The organism is Phaeovulum sp. (assembly GCF_030684035.1).
Lineage (GTDB): Bacteria > Pseudomonadota > Alphaproteobacteria > Rhodobacterales > Rhodobacteraceae > UBA6213.
Genome location: NZ_JAUXPI010000006.1, coordinates 1 through 15,285 on the forward strand (window position 1 = coordinate 1; position 15,285 = coordinate 15,285).

The window sequence follows — 15,285 nt, forward strand, 5'->3', positions numbered from 1 at the left end:
GACTGGATTGCTGAGGAGCACCCTGTCCGCATCGTCGATCTGTTCGTCGATCAACTCGATCTGGCTGCCCTCGGATTTCACCGCCATGCCGCCGCACGCACCGGGCGGCCAGGGTGTCACCCGGCCGATCTGCTCAAGCTGTTCATCTACGGCTACCTGAACCGGATCCCGTCCAGCCGACGGCTGGAACGCGAGGCTGGTCGTAATGTCGAGCTGATTTGGCTCATCGGACGGCTGGTGCCTGACCACAAGACCATCGCTGATTTTCGACGTGAGAACGGCCCAGCCATCCGCAAGACCTGTGCGAAGTTCGTGGAACTGTGCCGCAGGATTGGCGTGCTGAAGGGCGACGTTGTCGCGGTTGATGGCAGTAAATTCAAGGCGGTCAACAATCGGGACCGGAACTTCACCAAGGGCAAAATCGTGAGCCGCTTGGCACATCTGGAGGCAGAGGTCGGGCGCTATATCGAGGAGGCCGACCGGATCGATCGCCAAGAAACCGGCGCAGCACGGGCTGAGCGGTCGGCGCATCTGACCGGCCGATATCACCGCATCCGGCAGGAGATTGAACGCCTGTTGGCAATGGATGAGGCGCTCGCCGATGCGCCCGATGGGCAGATATCGCTTACCGATCCAGATGCCCGCGCCATGGCGACGCGCGCGCAGCACAGCGGACATGTTGGCTATAATGTTCAAAGCGTTGTCGATGCCGAGACCCATCTGATCGTGACGCATGAGGTCACCAACCAGGGGCATGACCGGGATCTGCTGACCAAGATGGCGACACAGATCAAGGCAGTTCTGCAGCGCGAGGATCTGCACATACTTGCCGACAAGGGCTACTTCAGCGCCCTCGAAATCCTTGCCTGCCACAAGGCGGGTATAACAGCGACAGTGCCGCGTTCGGATACGTCCGGTGCCCGGTCAAAGGGGCATTTTGTGAAGGCAGACTTCGCCTATGACCATGATGCCGATGTCTATCGCTGCCCTGCGGGACAGGCGCTGACGCATCGCACCACCACCGAGCAGCAGGGCCTCCAAATGCGACGCTACTGGACAAACGCGTGCAAGGATTGCGCCCTCAAAAGCCGTTGCACCACAGGGCACGAGCGTCGGGTCTCGCGATGGGAACACGAACATTTGGTCGAAGCCTCGAATGCCCGCCGCCGCAGCCCGGCCGCCCCGATGAGCGTCCGTCGCTCGACGGTCGAGCACCCGTTTGGCACGATCAAGTCCTGGACTGGGCCCTGCCATTTCCTGACCCGGCGGCTTCGGGGGGTGCGCACGGAAATGGCGCTGAATGTGCTGGCCTACAACATCAAACGAATGATCGCGCTGGTCGGCATCAAGGGGCTGATGGCCGCAATCCCGGGGTAGATCGGGCGAACACGGGCGTCCATTGACGGTTCGGTGTGCTTCAAGGCTTGCCTCAGGCCCAAGGGCACGTCCAAAACCGGGTTTGCGACCAATTTAAGCCGAAATCTACCTGCCGACCAAAATCACGCCCCCAGGGGCTCAGGTCGCCGAGTTTCCACACAGCCTCGACTCATAGCAGACATTCGACAAACAAAAATGCCCGCAGCCTTCGCCACGGGCACCCATGCAACCTTTGCGACAGTTCAGCGGCGCAGCGCCAGCCTTTCGATCAGCGTGGCGTAGCGGGCGGCACTTTTGCCCTTGAGGTAGTCGAGCAGGCGGCGGCGCTGGGCCACCATCATCAAGAGGCCACGGCGGGAATGGTTGTCCTTCTTGTGGTCCTTGAAGTGCTCGGTCAGCGTCGCGATACGCGAGGTGAGAATGGCCACCTGCACCTCGGGCGAACCGGTATCGCCTTCCTTGGTGGCGAATTCCTTGATGAGGCGGGCTTTTTCTTCGACAGTAATCGACATCGGGGACTCCTTGATATTGAGGTGACGGCACAAGCCGGGATGTCGTCCAGCAGGGCCCTTGCTCCGCCAGGGCAGGCGGATGCGCGCATATAGGGGAAATGCGCCGGAAAGGAAAGCCCAATTGCGGCTGGCCCCGCGCCGCGCGGCCTAGGCGGCGATGGCGGCAAGCGCCTGCGGGGTCAAAAGCGCGATGTCCTCGGCGGTCAGTCCGGCACCGTGCAAGACCTCGACCAGCGCGATTCCATCAAGCTTGATCCAGACGGCGTCGGGTGCGGTGGCAGAAGGCTCTACCGTCACCAGAGGGTTGCTGTGCACCTCAGGGTCGTAAACCAGCGCGATCCGGTCAAGGCTCGCGTCGAACAGGATCGTGGCGGGGCGTGCGGGGTCGATCCAGTCGCCTACGGCGAACAGGTCCGCGCCCTCGCCGCCATTGCCGAAATCACCGCTGCCAAGCACCAGCAGATCATCGCCGCGCCCGCCATTGAGCAGGTCTTGGCCGGTGTCGATGTCACCCGACCCGGTGACCGGGTCTGCCACACGGCCGATCAGCACATCGTTTCCGGCATCGCCGAACAGCTCATCGCTGCCAAGCCCGCCGATCAGCGTGTCGGCCCCTTCGCCGCCTTGCAGGCTGTCGTTGCCCGCGCCGCCGAGCAGGAGATCGGCACCGCTGCCGCCTTGCAGAAGGTCGTCGCCCGCGCCGCCATCAAGCAGGTCATCGCCCATGCCGCCCATCAGGCTGTCATCGCCCGCGCCGCCAAGGAGCGTGTCGTTGCCATCGTTGCCGCTGAGCGCGTCATCACCCGGACCACCTGAAATCAGGTCGTCGCCGGTGCCGCCGTGCATGTCATCGCTGCCGTCACCGCCCGCCAACGTATCATCGCCGCCGTAGCCGTTGATCTGGTCATCACCTGCGCCACCAGAAATAATGTCACCGTTCTCGTCGCCCCAGAGGATGTCCTCACCCTCGGTGCCAGTGACCGGATCGGGTGCGGCGGCAACCACATCCTGGGCATCGGCGTCCAACAGGTCGCCATCTGCCGGTGTCTCGGCGGAAATGTGCCCATCGCCCTCCGGTTCGGACTCAGCAGCGCCACCATTGCCGAAAAAGGAAAAGAGGTCGGCCGAAAACCCGACAAGCAGCAACCCCAGAAACCCGGCAATCAAAAACACGGCGGCGGCCCCCCACTGGCTTTCGCATGCGGCCATGATCTTGCAATCAGGCGGTTTTGCCTAGCCGATAGTGCCTAATACTTTAGCGAATATTATTGCTCAGGCCTGCTGCGAAGTCCAGCGCTCGGGCCGGCGGTCATAGCCTATGTAAAGCGGGTGGCGCGGCGCGCCGTCGCGCGTAAGGCCAAGGTGGAAAAGCCTGCGGCCACTGGCACCCAGCATCGCCCCCACCGCCGCGCCGCGCCCCAGATGCGCCCCGTGCGCGCCCCAGGCGCAAAGGATCAGGTCGTCGGCACCTGCGGCCCAGCCAAGGCTTTCGGCAATCGCCGCATCGTTGCCCGGGCCGATCGGGTCGGCTTCGGCGCGCATCGCGCGTGGGTCGGTGGCGCGAAAGGCGAAGATGTTGGCGACCCGGAAACCGCCATAGCCGAGCACCCGCGCCCGCCGCTCGCAACGTTCCACGGTGGGGTCGTTCTGCGCCTCGGTCGCGGTCGAGGGGTTGAGCAGAATATAGAGCGCGCGCGGCGCTTCAGGCTGCCAGACCCGCGTCAGCAGATAGCGATAGCGTTCGCAATCCGAATAGACCGCGCTGCTTGCCGCATCGCCCTTGAGGTGGTGCCGGGTGATCATGCCGCTTTCTGGCCCGCGCCGCCCGCGCGCGCAAGCCCCGCCCGAAACCGGATGCCGCCTCAGAGGTTGAACACCCGGCTCGGGTGCAGCTCTCCCGCGCGGTAGATGCCAACCGCCACCGGCTGGTCCTGAAAGCTCGCCCAGGCGGCCGCGCCGTATTCGGCACCGGTCAGCACCGTGCCGGGGTTGCCGTTGCGCATTCGCACGGCACCCTCGGGCGTGGCTTTCAGCTCGGGCAGGTCTGCCAGCCCAAGCTCCAGCGGCAGCAGATGCGTTTCGAGCTCCGGGCTTCGCGCGAGGCGCTCGATCTCGTCGAGGCTCAATCCCTGCGCGGCATCGAATGGCCCCGACCAGACGCGCCGCAACATCAGGACGTGACCGTAGCACCCCAGTGCTGCGCCAAGGTCGCGGGCGATGGCGCGGACATAGCCGCCCTTGCCGCAGATCATCTCCAGTTCCAGCGTATCGGGATCAGGTCGGGCGATCACCTTGAGGCTCTCCACCCAGAGCGGGCGCGCGGCGAGGTCCATCGTCTCGCCGGAACGCGCCAGATCATAGGCGCGCTCGCCTTCGACCTTGACGGCAGAAAACTGCGGCGGCACCTGCTGAATGGCACCGCGAAATGCGGGCAGGGCGGCCGCTATTTCGGCATCGGTGGGGCGCAGATGCGTCGCGGCAATCACCGCGCCTTCGGCATCATCCGTGGTTGTGGCGCTGCCCAGCCGCATGCTGAAGCGGTAGCATTTCAACGCGTCGGTGATGTAGGGCACGGTCTTGGTGGCTTCGCCCAGCGCAATCGCCAGCACCCCGGTTGCCCCCGGATCGAGCGTGCCCGCGTGGCCCGCCTTTTTCGCGTCGAGCGCCCAGCGCACCTTGCCGACCACGGCAGTCGAGGTGATGCCAGCGGGCTTGTCGACGATCAGCCAGCCCGAAACCTCGCGGCCTTTCTTGCGTGCCATGCACTGCCCCTTTGCGGCGGAGCCCGCCTGCTAGCCGAGCGTTTGCCCAGCGTCAACCGGGTCACTCGGTCTGCGGCGGCTCGTCATCCGGCTTGGCGATGTCGCGCTGCACGGTCTCGTCGGCAAACATGCGCCGGGTCTGGTCGAGCCGGTCAAAGGTCTGGTCGAGCACAAAGCGCAGTTCGGGTGTCGCCCGCAGGGTCATGCCGCGCGAAATCAGATGGCGGATTTCGCCGGTCTTGCGCTTGAGCGCCTTGAGCAGCGCCTCGCCGCCCTGCCCGCCGAGCGGCGAGACATAGGCGGTTGCCACGCGCAGGTCTGGTGACAGGCGCACTTCGCCCACGGTTACCGAAAAACCCGCCAGCACATCGTCATGCACCTCACCGTGCAGCAAGGCTTCGGAGAGGTTGCGCCGAATCAGCTCGCCGACGCGAAGCTGACGTTGCGAAGGGCCTTGCCCCTGTGGAAAGCGGTTTGTTGCCATGCCCCCATGTAGGGCACTGTGGCCCCGCTCGCAACGGGGCTTTGCCAAGCCGGGCCGCAGCGGGTATGGAAAAGACCAGAGCGGCAGGGGGCGGGGCATGAGCGAATTGCCGGGCATCGTGATTACCGGGGCATCGGGCCGAATGGGCCGGATGCTGGCGGCAACCATTGCCGGTTCGGGCAAGGCGCGGCTGGTGGGCGCGGTGGAGCGCAGCGGCCACGCCTGGGTGGGGCGTGACCACGGGCTGGCGCTTGGCGGCGCGGCGAGCGGCCTCATCGTCACCGATGATCCTCTGGAGGCCTTCGCGCAGGCCCAGGCGGTAATCGATTTCACCGCGCCCGCCGCGACGGTGGAGTTTGCGGCACTCGCGGCGCAGGCCCGCGCCGTGCATGTGATCGGCACTACCGGGCTGGAAGCCAGCCATCTGGCGAAACTCAAGGCGGCCGCGCGCCACGCGGTGATCGTACGCGCGGGCAACATGAGCCTTGGTGTCAACCTTCTGGTGCAGCTTACCCGCAAGGTGGCGGCCGCGCTCGACGCCGATTGGGATGTGGAAATCCTGGAAGCGCACCACCGCATGAAGGTCGATGCGCCTTCGGGCACCGCGCTGATGCTCGGGCAGGCGGCGGCAGAGGGGCGCGGCATCCCGCTTGATGCCAACCGCGAGGCGGGGCGTGACGGCATCACCGGCGCGCGCCGCCCCGGTGCCATCGGCTTTGCCAGCCTGCGCGGCGGCGATATTGTCGGCGAACATGACGTGATCTTTGCCGGCGCGGGCGAACGCATCGTGCTGCGCCACATTGCCACCGACCGCGCCATTTTTGCCCGCGGCGCATTGCGCGCCGCATTATGGGGGCAGGGCCAGAAGCCGGGCGAATACGATATGTTCGACGTGCTCGGTCTCTGAGGCTTCTTCATTGCTTCAGATACCCCGGGGGTCCAGGGGCAGCGCCCCCGGCCGCTGGCGATCAGAAGTCGATCGCCAGCCCCTTTTTCTCCCAGTCGCCATAGCGCACCGGCTCGGGGCCGTCGCGGCCGCCGAGTTCGGTCGGAAGCGCCACCGTAGCGGCGGCCTTGCGGCGCGCCGCGGCCTCTGCAAGGGCGCGGCGTGCGGCGGCGGGCAGGTCGGGGGCAGTATCGTCGCGCATCGCGGGTTCCTTGTGCGGGGCGGCACCATGATATAGGGCGCGGCGGGGTGTGCAACTGGCAAAGGGTGGGGCATGGGCAAGGCAGATCCGGTGCGGCAGGCGGCGGTTGGCCTGATCGCGGGCGTGACCGAGGGCCATGCGACGCTGTCGGATCTGCTCGCCGCAGGTGCTTTGGTGGGTCTTTCGCCGCCTGAGCGGGCGCGGGCGCAGCGGCTGGCAACCACCACCCTGCGTCAGCTTGGCCGCGCCGATGCCGTGCTGAAGCCGCATCTGCGCCGCCCGCCGCCAGCCGAGGTACTGGCGGCGTTGCGTCTCGCGACCGTCGAGCTGCTGGAAGAGACTGCGGCACCGCATGGCGTGGTCGATGCGGCGGTAACCCTGGTGCGGGCGTCGGGGCCGCGCGGCGAAAGCCTTGCCGGGCTGGTGAACGCGGTGCTGCGCAAAGTGGCAGCAACTCCGCCTGCGGCCTGGGCGGCGCTGCCGCCACCCGCCTTGCCGTCATGGCTGCGCGGGCGGCTGATGAATGCCTGGGGCAAGCAGGCGGTGATGGCGATGGAGGCGGCGCATTTGCGCGGGGCAGCTTTCGACCTCACGCCGAAAACGGGCGATGCTGTGACGCTTGCGGCGGCCTTGGGCGGGGTGGTGCTGGCGACCGGGTCGGTGCGGCTTGCCGGGCAGCAGGGGCAGGTGAGCGAGCTGCCGGGCTATGCGAGCGGCGACTGGTGGGTGCAGGATGCCGCCGCCGCGCTGGTGGCGCGGGTGCTGGCACCGGTGGCGGGCGAGCGGGTGCTTGACCTTTGCGCGGCCCCCGGCGGCAAAACGCTGCAACTGGCGGCGGCGGGGGCGGTGGTGACGGCGCTTGATATTTCCGCGCCGCGGATGCAACGCCTGCACGAGAACCTTGCGCGCACAGGGCTCCGCGCCGAGGTGGTGGTGGCCGATGCGCTTGCCTGGGTGCCCGAGCAAGGCTTTGATGCGGTGCTGCTCGATGCGCCCTGTTCTGCCACCGGCACCATCCGCCGCCACCCCGATCTGCCGCATAGCCGCGATCCTGCCAGCCTGCGCGGGCTTTACGAATTGCAGGCAGCGCTGATTGACCGGGCGCTGGGCTTTCTGAAGCCTGGCGGACGGCTGGTTTATGCCACCTGTTCGCTGTTGCCCGAAGAGGGCGAGGCGCAGGTTGCCGCGGCGCTAGCCCACCACCCCGATTTGCGCAGCGACCCTGCGGCGCTGGCGCTGCCGGGGGTGAGCCCCGCTTGGATAACGCCTGAAGGCGGGCTGCGGCTGCGCCCCGACTACTGGCCAGAGGCGGGCGGAATGGACGGCTTCTATATTGCGCGCCTGCGGCGCTGAACGGGTGCCGGTGCGGCGGTAACCGCGCTGATGCCAGAAATGAGCGGTGACAGTCTCCCGGGCGCTGGCTATGGTGCGGATGCGTGAATGGGGCGGGCGCTCAGGCGCGAAAACGGCGACCAACGGCATGTCAGGCATGGATGAGCGGCAGAGCGACTTGGGGGCAGCGCCGGGCGCGCTTGCCCGCGCCGCCTACCGCATGGCCAATCGTCTGCAGGCATTGCGCGCGGCCAGCGCCCGGCCCGCCACCGGCTTTGTCAGCCAGCCCGAGCCGCGGACCATCGGCAGCCACGCGCGCGGGCGGCAACTGGTGGCGGGCAACTTTCTGTTTGCGGGGTTTTTGATCGAGGGCCCCGGTGTGCCGATCTGGAATCTGCCGATGCCTGATCCGAGTTTCGGGTCGGCGCTGCATGGCTGCACCTGGCTGGATGATCTGGCAGCACTTGGCGATGGCGCGGCGCGGGAGCGGGCGCAGGAGTGGGTGTTCGGCTGGATTTCCCGCTACGGCGGCGGTCGCGGGCCCGGTTGGACACCCGATTTGACCGGGCGGCGGCTGATCCGCTGGATCAACCACGCGATCTTTTTGCTCAACGGGCGTGACCGGGCGGCGGCGGATGCGTTCTTTCGCAGCCTTGCGCAGCAGACCCTGTTCCTGGCACGGCGCTGGCGCGCCGCCAGCCCCGGCGTCGCCCGTTTCGAGGCGTTGACCGGGCTGATCTACGCAGGCCTCGCGCTGACCGGGATGGAGCGTCATGTGCCCAGCGCCGCTGCCGCGCTGGCGCGCGAATGTGAAGCACAGATTGACGCGCATGGCGGAATTCCAACGCGCAACCCAGAGGAATTGCTGGAGGTTTTCACCCTGCTTACCTGGGCCACAGCGGCGCTGGGCGAGGCCGGACGCAGCTCGCATCCCTCGCATCTGGCAGCAATCGCGCGCATCGCGCCAACGCTGCGGGCACTGCGCCATGCCGATGGCGGCTTGGCGCGGTTTCACGGCGGCGGCCGCGGCTCCGAGGGGCGGCTGGATCAGGCGCTGGCAAGCGCCGGGGTGCGCGCGCTTTCCGCCGAGGCCCCGGCAATGGGCTTTGTGCGCCTGCATGGTGGTCGCACCACGGTCATTGTTGACGCCGCGGCCCCGCCTTCGGGGCGCGCGTCGGTCAATGCCCATGCTTCGACTCTGGCGCTGGAGCTGACTTCGGGGCGGCGCCCGCTGATCGTGAACTGTGGTTCGGGTGCTGCCTTCGGGCCAGACTGGCGCCGCGCCGGGCGCGCGACGCCCAGCCACTCGACACTTTGCATCCGCGGTTATTCGTCGTCACGTCTGGCCCCCGCGCGGCTGGTCGGGGGCGGCGGCGAAGTGCTGGCAGACGTGCCGAACGAGGTTTGGGCAAGGCCCGAGGCTGGTATCGGGGGGGCACGGCTTGTGCTTGGCCACAACGGCTATGTTGCTACGCACGGGCTGGTCCATGTGCGCGAACTGGAACTGACGCTTGATGGTCGCGTGCTTTCCGGGGCCGACACTTTGGGCGCGATGAGCGCCGCCGACCGCAGGCGTTTCGAAACGGTGATGCGGCGCAGTCAGCACGAAGGCGTGCCCTTCGATATCCGCTTTCATCTGCACCCCGAGGTTGACGCCGCGCTCGACCTTGGCGGCACCGCGGTTTCGTTGGCGCTGAAAAGCGGCGAGATCTGGGTGTTTCGCCCCGAGGCCGGGGCCGAAATGACGCTGGAGCCTTCGGTTTACCTTGAAAGCGGCCGCCTGCGCCCGCGCGCCAGCCGCCAGATCGTGCTTGCGGGCGTGGTGGTCGATTATGCCAGCCAGATCGGCTGGACCCTGGCGAAGGCGCAAGACACGCCGACCGTGCTCCGTGATCTGGAACGTGACGAGGGGGTGGCAGCCGATTGACGGCACATGCGCAGCTTCTGCCGCAAGTCATCGGCCCTTGTTTGGAGACAATCCGGTAGCCCCTTTGCCACCTTGACGCGCGATGCGAAGATTGCCGCCCGGCTCTGGCCAGATGCGATCTGCTCGCGTGGCACAATGGCAAGGCTTGGCGCGGCGAGCCCGATCAGTCGTCGCTGACTTGCATCTGTGCCGGGCAACACGCCCAGATAACGCTCGCACCAATGTTTTTTTTGCCTCCGGGGGCAAACGGAAGGTTCAAACCGCCGCAAGTTTGGCTTATGCGCTGCGCTAGCACGGCAGGGGTTGCCGCGAACACCGATCTGATCCACCGAGGGCCAAACATGTCCAATCTCGTTCCGCTGCGCCGCGCGCTGATTTCGGTTTCCGACAAGACCGGGCTGGTGGATTTCGCCAGTGCGCTTGCCGCGCGAGGGGTCGAGATCGTCTCGACCGGCGGCACCGCCGCTGCCCTGCGCGCCGCAGGGCTGAAGGTGCGCGATGTGGCCGACCTGACTGGCTTTCCCGAGATGATGGATGGTCGGGTGAAAACCCTGCACCCGGCGGTGCATGGCGGCCTTCTGGCGCTGCGCGACGATGTCGAGCATCTGGCGGCAATGGCGGCGCATGGGATCGAGCCGATCGACCTGCTGGTGGTCAACCTCTATCCGTTCGAAGCAACGGTCGCGCGGGGTGGCAACTACGATGATTGCATCGAAAACATCGATATCGGCGGCCCGGCGATGATCCGCGCCGGTGCCAAGAACCACGCTTTCGTGACGGTGGTGGTGGATGTGCAGGATTATGGCGCGGTGCTGGACGAACTTGATGCGCAGGGGGTGCAGACCTCGCGCGCCTTCCGCCAGCGTCAGGCGCAAATCGCCTATGCCCGAACCGCCGCCTATGATGCCGCGGTTTCAAGCTGGATGGCGGGCGCAATTGGCGAGACCACGCCGCGCCGCCGCGCCTTTGCCGGCACGCTGGCGCAGGGGCTGCGCTACGGCGAGAACCCGCATCAGGCGGCGGCCTTTTATACCGATGGCTCAAACCGGCCCGGTGTTGCCACAGCGCGCCAATGGCAAGGCAAGGAACTGAGCTACAACAATATCAACGATACCGATGCGGCGTTTGAACTGGTGGCCGAGTTTGCCGGGCAGGCACCCGCCTGTGCGATCATCAAGCACGCCAACCCTTGCGGGGTTGCGCAAGGCGCGAGCCTTGTCGAAGCCTACCGGCGCGCCTACGACTGCGACCGGACCTCGGCATTTGGCGGCATCGTGGCGCTCAACCGGCCACTTGATGCGGAAACCGCCGAGGAAATCTGCAAGATCTTTACCGAAGTGGTGATCGCGCCGGGGGCCGACGATGGCGCGCGGGCGGTATTTGCGGGCAAGAAAAACCTGCGGCTTCTGACCACCGACCGGCTGCCCGATCCGCGCGCGCCGATTCTGGGCTTTCGGCAGGTTTCGGGCGGTTTTCTGGTGCAGGACAAGGATATTGGCCATGTCGCCCGGAGCGAGCTGAAGGTGGTGACCCGGCGCGCCCCGACCGAGGCGGAACTGCGCGATCTGATGTTTGCCTGGGTGGTGGCAAAGCACGTCAAATCCAACGCCATAATCTATGTGAAAGACGGGGCGACGGTCGGCGTCGGTGCCGGGCAGATGAGCCGGGTCGACAGCACCCGCATCGCCGCGATCAAGGCGCGCGACATGGCCGAGGCGATGGGCCTGCAGGAGCCACTCACCCGCGGATCGGCAGTGGCATCGGATGCGTTCTTTCCGTTTGCCGACGGGCTCATTGCCGCTGCCGAGGCGGGGGCAACCGCGATCATCCAGCCAGGCGGTTCCATGCGTGACGCCGAGGTGATCGCGGCGGCAGATGCGTTGGGGCTGGCGATGGTCTTTACCGGCCAGCGCCATTTCAGGCACTAGCACATGCGGCTTGCGGGATGGGCGGTGGTGGTTGTTGTGCTGGTCGATCAGGCCAGCAAATACCTTGTGGTGCAACGGCTCGATCTTGCCACGCGCCAACTGATCGAGGTGGCACCACCCTGGCTGAGCCTGCGCATGGCGTGGAACCGGGGCGTCAACTTCGGGCTTTTCGCAAATGATGCCGGGGTGACGCGGTGGGTTCTGGTGGCCGTGGCGCTGGCTATTTCGGCCTGGGTCTGGTGGTGGGTTGCGCGCGAGCGGCAGAGCCGAAAGCTGCAACTGGCGGCGGGTCTTCTGGTCGGTGGCGCGCTTGGCAATGTGGTTGACCGGCTGATCTATGGCGCGGTGGCCGATTTCATCAACATCGCGGTGCCCGGCATCGCCAACCCCTGGTCGTTCAACATCGCGGATGTGGCGATATTTGCCGGGGCGCTGGGGCTTGTTGCCTTTGCCGGTGGCGGGCAGAAGCCTCGTGACGCGCGCGAGGAGTTGCGCTAAGACGGGGACGAGATGGTGAGGGAGCGGCCCATGCAGGCGGGAATCGGCAAGTTCGGGCTGGTGCTGGCGGCAGTGCTGGCGCTTGGCGCTTGCGGCAGCGACAAGGAACCGAAGCTGATGAACGTGCGCGCCGCGTCTTCGGGGCCGGACGAATTCGGCATCCTTCCCACCAAGCCGCTGCAAATGCCCGCAAGTCTGGCGGCGCTGCCGCCCCCCACTCCCGGCGGCTCCAACCTGACGGATCCAACCCCCGAGGCCGATGCCATTGCCGCACTTGGCGGCAAGCCCGCGGTTCTGGCGCGTGGTATTGCCGCCGCCGACGCCGGGCTGATGGCGCATGTGGCGAAATATGGCTCCAGCGCCGACATTCGCGCCGTGCTGGCCGCCGAAGACCTGGAATACCGCCGCAAGAACAACGGCAAGCTTCTGGAGCGGCTGTTCAACGTGAACGTCTATTATCAGGCCTATCTGGCAATGTCGCTTGATCAGGCCGCCGAGATCGAGCGCTGGCGCAAGCTTGGTATCCGCACCGTCGGCGCGCCACCGGAACCGGCGCTGCTCAGGCGCTGATCAACAAGGCGTCATCGCAGCGCGTCGGGGGCTTGCCGGGCGGGCGCGATAGCGTACCTTCGCAGCAGGAAACCGGAGGTTGCGCATGACGTTTGGCCGCATATGGCTTTGCCTTTCGCTGGCGCTGGCAGCGGCACAAGCAAGTGCCGAGGGCATCAGCCGCTTCACGCTTGAAAACGGTCTCGAAGCGGTGGTGATCGAAGATCATCGCGCCCCGGTGGTGGTGCATATGGTCTGGTACCGCGCTGGTGCCGCCGATGAGGCGCGCGGCACCTCGGGCGTTGCGCATTTTCTTGAACATCTGATGTTCAAGGGCACCGACGAACTTGCCCCGGGCGAGCTTTCGGCCACGGTCGAGGCCAACGGCGGTTCGGACAACGCCTTCACCTCGCATGACTACACCGCCTATTTTCAGCGCATTGCGGCCGACAGGCTGGAACTGGTGATGCGGATGGAGGCCGACCGGATGCGCGATCTGGTGCTTTCGGAAGACGACTGGGCGACCGAGTTGCAGGTGATCATTGAAGAGCGCAACCAGCGCATCGACAGCGACCCCGGGGCGCTCCTGCGCGAGCAGATGAATGCGGCGCAATACCTCAACCACCCCTACGGCACCCCGGTGATCGGCTGGCGGCACGAGATGGAGGCGCTGACGCGCGCCGATGCGCAGGCCTGGTATGATCGCTACTATGCGCCCAACAATGCGGTTCTGGTGGTGGCGGGCGATGTTGACCCCGCCGAGGTGGAGCGGTTGGCGCGCCTCTATTACGGTGTGCTGGCACCGACCGAAGGCCTTGGCGAACGCCAGCGCGTGGCCGAGCCGCCGCAACTGGCCGAAAGGCGGCTGACATATGCCGACCCGCGGGTGCAGCGCCCCTATGTGACGCGCAGCTATCTCGCACCCGAGCGCAATGCGGGCGATCAGTCGGAGGCCGCCGCGCTTACGGTGCTGGCCGAACTGCTGGGCGGGAACGCCGCGACCTCGGTTCTCGGCCGTGCACTGGTGTTTGACAGCGGCAAGGCAATTGCCGTCAGGGTGTCGTATGACGGCACCAGCCATGATGAAACGACGTTCGGAATTACCGTGGTTCCAGCAGCCGGGGTGAGCCTCGCCGATGCCGAAGCGGCGCTTGACGAGGCCTTGGCGGCATTCCTGCGCGATGGGCCGGACCCGGCGCAGTTTGCCCGGATCAGCACCCAGATCAGCGCCAGCGAAATCTACACGCGCGACAACGTGCAGGGCATGGCGCGGCGCTATGGCGAGGCGCTGACCAGTGGCCTTGCGATTGCCGATGTGCAGGGCTGGCCCGAGGCGCTGCGCGCGGTCAGCGAAGCCGATGTGATGGCCGCCGCAGAGGCGGTGCTGGTGCGACGGCGCTCTGTTACCGCATGGCTGATGCGGCCTGAAGCCGAGGGGGTGCGGCAATGATCCAGCTTGTTGCAGCGCTGGCGCTGGTGTTCGGCCTTGCCACCCCGGCACGCGCCGTGGTGGAGATTATCGAGGTCATTTCACCCGGCGGGCTGACCGCCTGGCTGGTGGAAAACCACGAAATTCCCTTTACCGCGCTTGAAATCCGCTTCGCGGGTGGTGCCAGCCTTGATGCGCCGGGCAAGCGCGGCGCGATCAACCTGATGACCGGATTGCTTGAAGAGGGTGCCGGGCCGCTTGATGCGCAGGGCTTTGCCGAAGCCGCCGAATCGCTCGCGGCTGAATTTCGCTTTGACGTGGGCGACGATCTCCTGTCGGTTTCGGCGCGGATGTTGACCGAAAACCGGGTTGCGGCAGTGGAATTGCTGCGCAGCGCCCTGATCGAGCCACGCTTTGAATCAGACGCGCTTGAGAGGGTGCGCGGACAGGTATTCTCGATCATCGACGCCGATTCCCGCGACCCCGACGAGATTGCTTCCGATACCTTCGGGCGGCTTGCCTGGGGCGGTCACCCCTATGGCAGTTCCTTGAATGGCACGATGGAAAGCGTCGCGGCGCTGACCCAAGCCGATATGTTCGAGGCCAAGGACCGGGCAATGGCGCGCGACCGTATCCGCATCGCCGCTGTGGGCGACATTTCACCCGATGAGCTTGGCGCGCTTCTCGATACATTGCTGGGCGCGCTGCCCGAAACCGGCGCGCCGATGCCGCCACGCGCCGAACTGGCGCTGACCGGGGGGGTGACGGTGGTCGATTTCGCCAGTCCGCAGTCGGTGGTGCTGTTCGGCCATGCCGGGCTTTCGATGCGCGACCCCGATTATTTCGCCGCCTATCTGATCGATCACATGATGGGTGGCGGCATCGGCTCGCGGCTGATGACGGAGGTGCGCGCAAAGCGAGGCCTGAGCTATGGCATTTCGTCGTTTCTGGCACCGCGCGACCGCTCGGAAACCTGGCAGGGTTACTTTGCTTCGGCCAATGAAAAGGTTGCCGAGGCGGTGGCGGTGACCCGTGCGGAATGGGCGCGGATGGCGCAGAACGGCGTGGACGAGGCCGAACTTGCCGCCGCCAAGACCTACCTCACCGGTGCCTATCCGCTGCGCTTTGATGGCAACCGGCAGATTGCCTCGATTCTGGTTGGCATGCAGCACCTCGGGCTGCCGCGCGATTACATCAACACCCGCAATGCGCGTGTCGAAGCGGTAACGCTGGAGGATGTTCGCCGCGTTGCCGCGCGCTTGCTTGATGCCGGGGCATTGCGTTTCGTGGTGGTGGGGCGGCCGGTGGGCCTGGCCGAATAGGGCCCGAATCAATGGCC

Annotated in this window: 15 protein-coding genes; 9 read left to right on the forward strand and 6 right to left on the reverse strand. The window is 66.4% G+C overall.

Going from position 1 to position 15,285, the window contains the following annotated elements:
- The coding region (locus Q8J98_RS02050) for an IS1182 family transposase (protein WP_305292930.1) at window positions 1–1,377 on the forward strand (1,377 nt) is incomplete at its 5' end.
- A 242-nt stretch (window positions 1,378–1,619) separates the two neighbouring features.
- Here the strand turns inward: Q8J98_RS02050 and rpsO are convergent.
- The 5 genes from rpsO to rbfA form a co-directional block, all read right to left on the reverse strand.
- Window positions 1,620–1,889, reverse strand: coding sequence for a 30S ribosomal protein S15 (rpsO, locus tag Q8J98_RS02055; RefSeq protein ID WP_305184466.1), 270 nt, complete (start codon window positions 1,887–1,889; stop codon window positions 1,620–1,622).
- A 147-nt stretch (window positions 1,890–2,036) separates the two neighbouring features.
- Window positions 2,037–3,098 (reverse strand): calcium-binding protein, encoded by a 1,062-nt coding sequence (locus Q8J98_RS02060; RefSeq protein WP_305292931.1) that lies wholly within the window; start codon window positions 3,096–3,098, stop codon window positions 2,037–2,039.
- A 63-nt stretch (window positions 3,099–3,161) separates the two neighbouring features.
- Complete coding sequence (locus Q8J98_RS02065) at window positions 3,162–3,692, reverse strand: DUF1643 domain-containing protein (RefSeq protein ID WP_305292932.1); 531 nt, start codon at window positions 3,690–3,692, stop codon at window positions 3,162–3,164.
- 59 nt (window positions 3,693–3,751) lie between these two features.
- Complete coding sequence (gene truB / locus Q8J98_RS02070; RefSeq protein ID WP_305292933.1) at window positions 3,752–4,651, reverse strand: tRNA pseudouridine(55) synthase TruB; 900 nt, start codon at window positions 4,649–4,651, stop codon at window positions 3,752–3,754.
- A gap of 61 nt (window positions 4,652–4,712) precedes the next feature.
- Window positions 4,713–5,135, reverse strand: coding sequence for a 30S ribosome-binding factor RbfA (rbfA, locus tag Q8J98_RS02075; protein ID WP_305184471.1), 423 nt, complete (start codon window positions 5,133–5,135; stop codon window positions 4,713–4,715).
- 97 nt (window positions 5,136–5,232) lie between these two features.
- Here rbfA and dapB point away from each other — a divergent pair, with 97 nt between their 5' ends.
- A complete protein-coding gene (dapB, locus tag Q8J98_RS02080) occupies window positions 5,233–6,042 on the forward strand; it encodes a 4-hydroxy-tetrahydrodipicolinate reductase (RefSeq protein WP_305292934.1) in 810 nt (269 codons plus the stop codon).
- A gap of 61 nt (window positions 6,043–6,103) precedes the next feature.
- On the opposite strand, the gene Q8J98_RS02085 is transcribed toward dapB, so the two are convergent.
- Window positions 6,104–6,283, reverse strand: a complete 180-nt coding sequence (locus tag Q8J98_RS02085) for a DUF1674 domain-containing protein (RefSeq protein ID WP_305292935.1) — start codon at window positions 6,281–6,283, stop codon at window positions 6,104–6,106.
- 72 nt (window positions 6,284–6,355) lie between these two features.
- Between Q8J98_RS02085 and Q8J98_RS02090 the strand changes: the two genes are divergently transcribed.
- The 7 genes from Q8J98_RS02090 (at window position 6,356) to Q8J98_RS02120 (ending at window position 15,268) form a co-directional block, all read left to right on the forward strand.
- Window positions 6,356–7,636, forward strand: coding sequence for an RsmB/NOP family class I SAM-dependent RNA methyltransferase (locus tag Q8J98_RS02090; protein WP_305292936.1), 1,281 nt, complete (start codon window positions 6,356–6,358; stop codon window positions 7,634–7,636).
- Window positions 7,637–7,835: 199 nt separating this feature from the next.
- Window positions 7,836–9,542 carry a heparinase II/III family protein gene (locus Q8J98_RS02095; protein ID WP_305292953.1) on the forward strand — a complete coding sequence of 569 codons (1,707 nt, stop codon included), beginning with the start codon at window positions 7,836–7,838 and terminating at the stop codon, window positions 9,540–9,542.
- Window positions 9,543–9,883: 341 nt separating this feature from the next.
- A complete protein-coding gene (gene purH, locus Q8J98_RS02100) occupies window positions 9,884–11,470 on the forward strand; it encodes a bifunctional phosphoribosylaminoimidazolecarboxamide formyltransferase/IMP cyclohydrolase (RefSeq protein WP_305292937.1) in 1,587 nt (528 codons plus the stop codon).
- A 3-nt stretch (window positions 11,471–11,473) separates the two neighbouring features.
- Window positions 11,474–11,968: a signal peptidase II gene (gene lspA / locus Q8J98_RS02105; protein ID WP_305292938.1), complete on the forward strand. Its 495-nt coding sequence runs from the start codon at window positions 11,474–11,476 to the stop codon at window positions 11,966–11,968.
- 30 nt (window positions 11,969–11,998) lie between these two features.
- Window positions 11,999–12,538, forward strand: coding sequence for a DUF3035 domain-containing protein (locus tag Q8J98_RS02110; protein WP_305184477.1), 540 nt, complete (start codon window positions 11,999–12,001; stop codon window positions 12,536–12,538).
- Window positions 12,539–12,623: 85 nt separating this feature from the next.
- Window positions 12,624–13,967 (forward strand): pitrilysin family protein, encoded by a 1,344-nt coding sequence (locus Q8J98_RS02115; RefSeq protein WP_305292939.1) that lies wholly within the window; start codon window positions 12,624–12,626, stop codon window positions 13,965–13,967.
- Window positions 13,964–15,268 carry a pitrilysin family protein gene (locus tag Q8J98_RS02120; RefSeq protein ID WP_305292940.1) on the forward strand — a complete coding sequence of 435 codons (1,305 nt, stop codon included), beginning with the start codon at window positions 13,964–13,966 and terminating at the stop codon, window positions 15,266–15,268. The genes Q8J98_RS02115 and Q8J98_RS02120 overlap by 4 nt, the downstream gene beginning before the upstream one ends.
- Window positions 15,269–15,285 lie beyond the last annotated feature (17 nt).

Coding starts and splice junctions, on each gene's coding strand:
- rpsO (WP_305184466.1), bottom strand. CDS start 1,889: ATGTCGATTACTGTCGAAGAAAAAGCCCGCCTCATCAAGGAATTCGCC.
- Q8J98_RS02060 (WP_305292931.1), bottom strand. CDS start 3,098: ATGGCCGCATGCGAAAGCCAGTGGGGGGCCGCCGCCGTGTTTTTGATT.
- Q8J98_RS02065 (WP_305292932.1), bottom strand. CDS start 3,692: ATGATCACCCGGCACCACCTCAAGGGCGATGCGGCAAGCAGCGCGGTC.
- truB (WP_305292933.1), bottom strand. CDS start 4,651: ATGGCACGCAAGAAAGGCCGCGAGGTTTCGGGCTGGCTGATCGTCGAC.
- rbfA (WP_305184471.1), bottom strand. CDS start 5,135: ATGGCAACAAACCGCTTTCCACAGGGGCAAGGCCCTTCGCAACGTCAG.
- dapB (WP_305292934.1), top strand. CDS start 5,233: ATGAGCGAATTGCCGGGCATCGTGATTACCGGGGCATCGGGCCGAATG.
- Q8J98_RS02085 (WP_305292935.1), bottom strand. CDS start 6,283: ATGCGCGACGATACTGCCCCCGACCTGCCCGCCGCCGCACGCCGCGCC.
- Q8J98_RS02090 (WP_305292936.1), top strand. CDS start 6,356: ATGGGCAAGGCAGATCCGGTGCGGCAGGCGGCGGTTGGCCTGATCGCG.
- Q8J98_RS02095 (WP_305292953.1), top strand. CDS start 7,836: ATGGCCAATCGTCTGCAGGCATTGCGCGCGGCCAGCGCCCGGCCCGCC.
- purH (WP_305292937.1), top strand. CDS start 9,884: ATGTCCAATCTCGTTCCGCTGCGCCGCGCGCTGATTTCGGTTTCCGAC.
- lspA (WP_305292938.1), top strand. CDS start 11,474: ATGCGGCTTGCGGGATGGGCGGTGGTGGTTGTTGTGCTGGTCGATCAG.
- Q8J98_RS02110 (WP_305184477.1), top strand. CDS start 11,999: ATGCAGGCGGGAATCGGCAAGTTCGGGCTGGTGCTGGCGGCAGTGCTG.
- Q8J98_RS02115 (WP_305292939.1), top strand. CDS start 12,624: ATGACGTTTGGCCGCATATGGCTTTGCCTTTCGCTGGCGCTGGCAGCG.
- Q8J98_RS02120 (WP_305292940.1), top strand. CDS start 13,964: ATGATCCAGCTTGTTGCAGCGCTGGCGCTGGTGTTCGGCCTTGCCACC.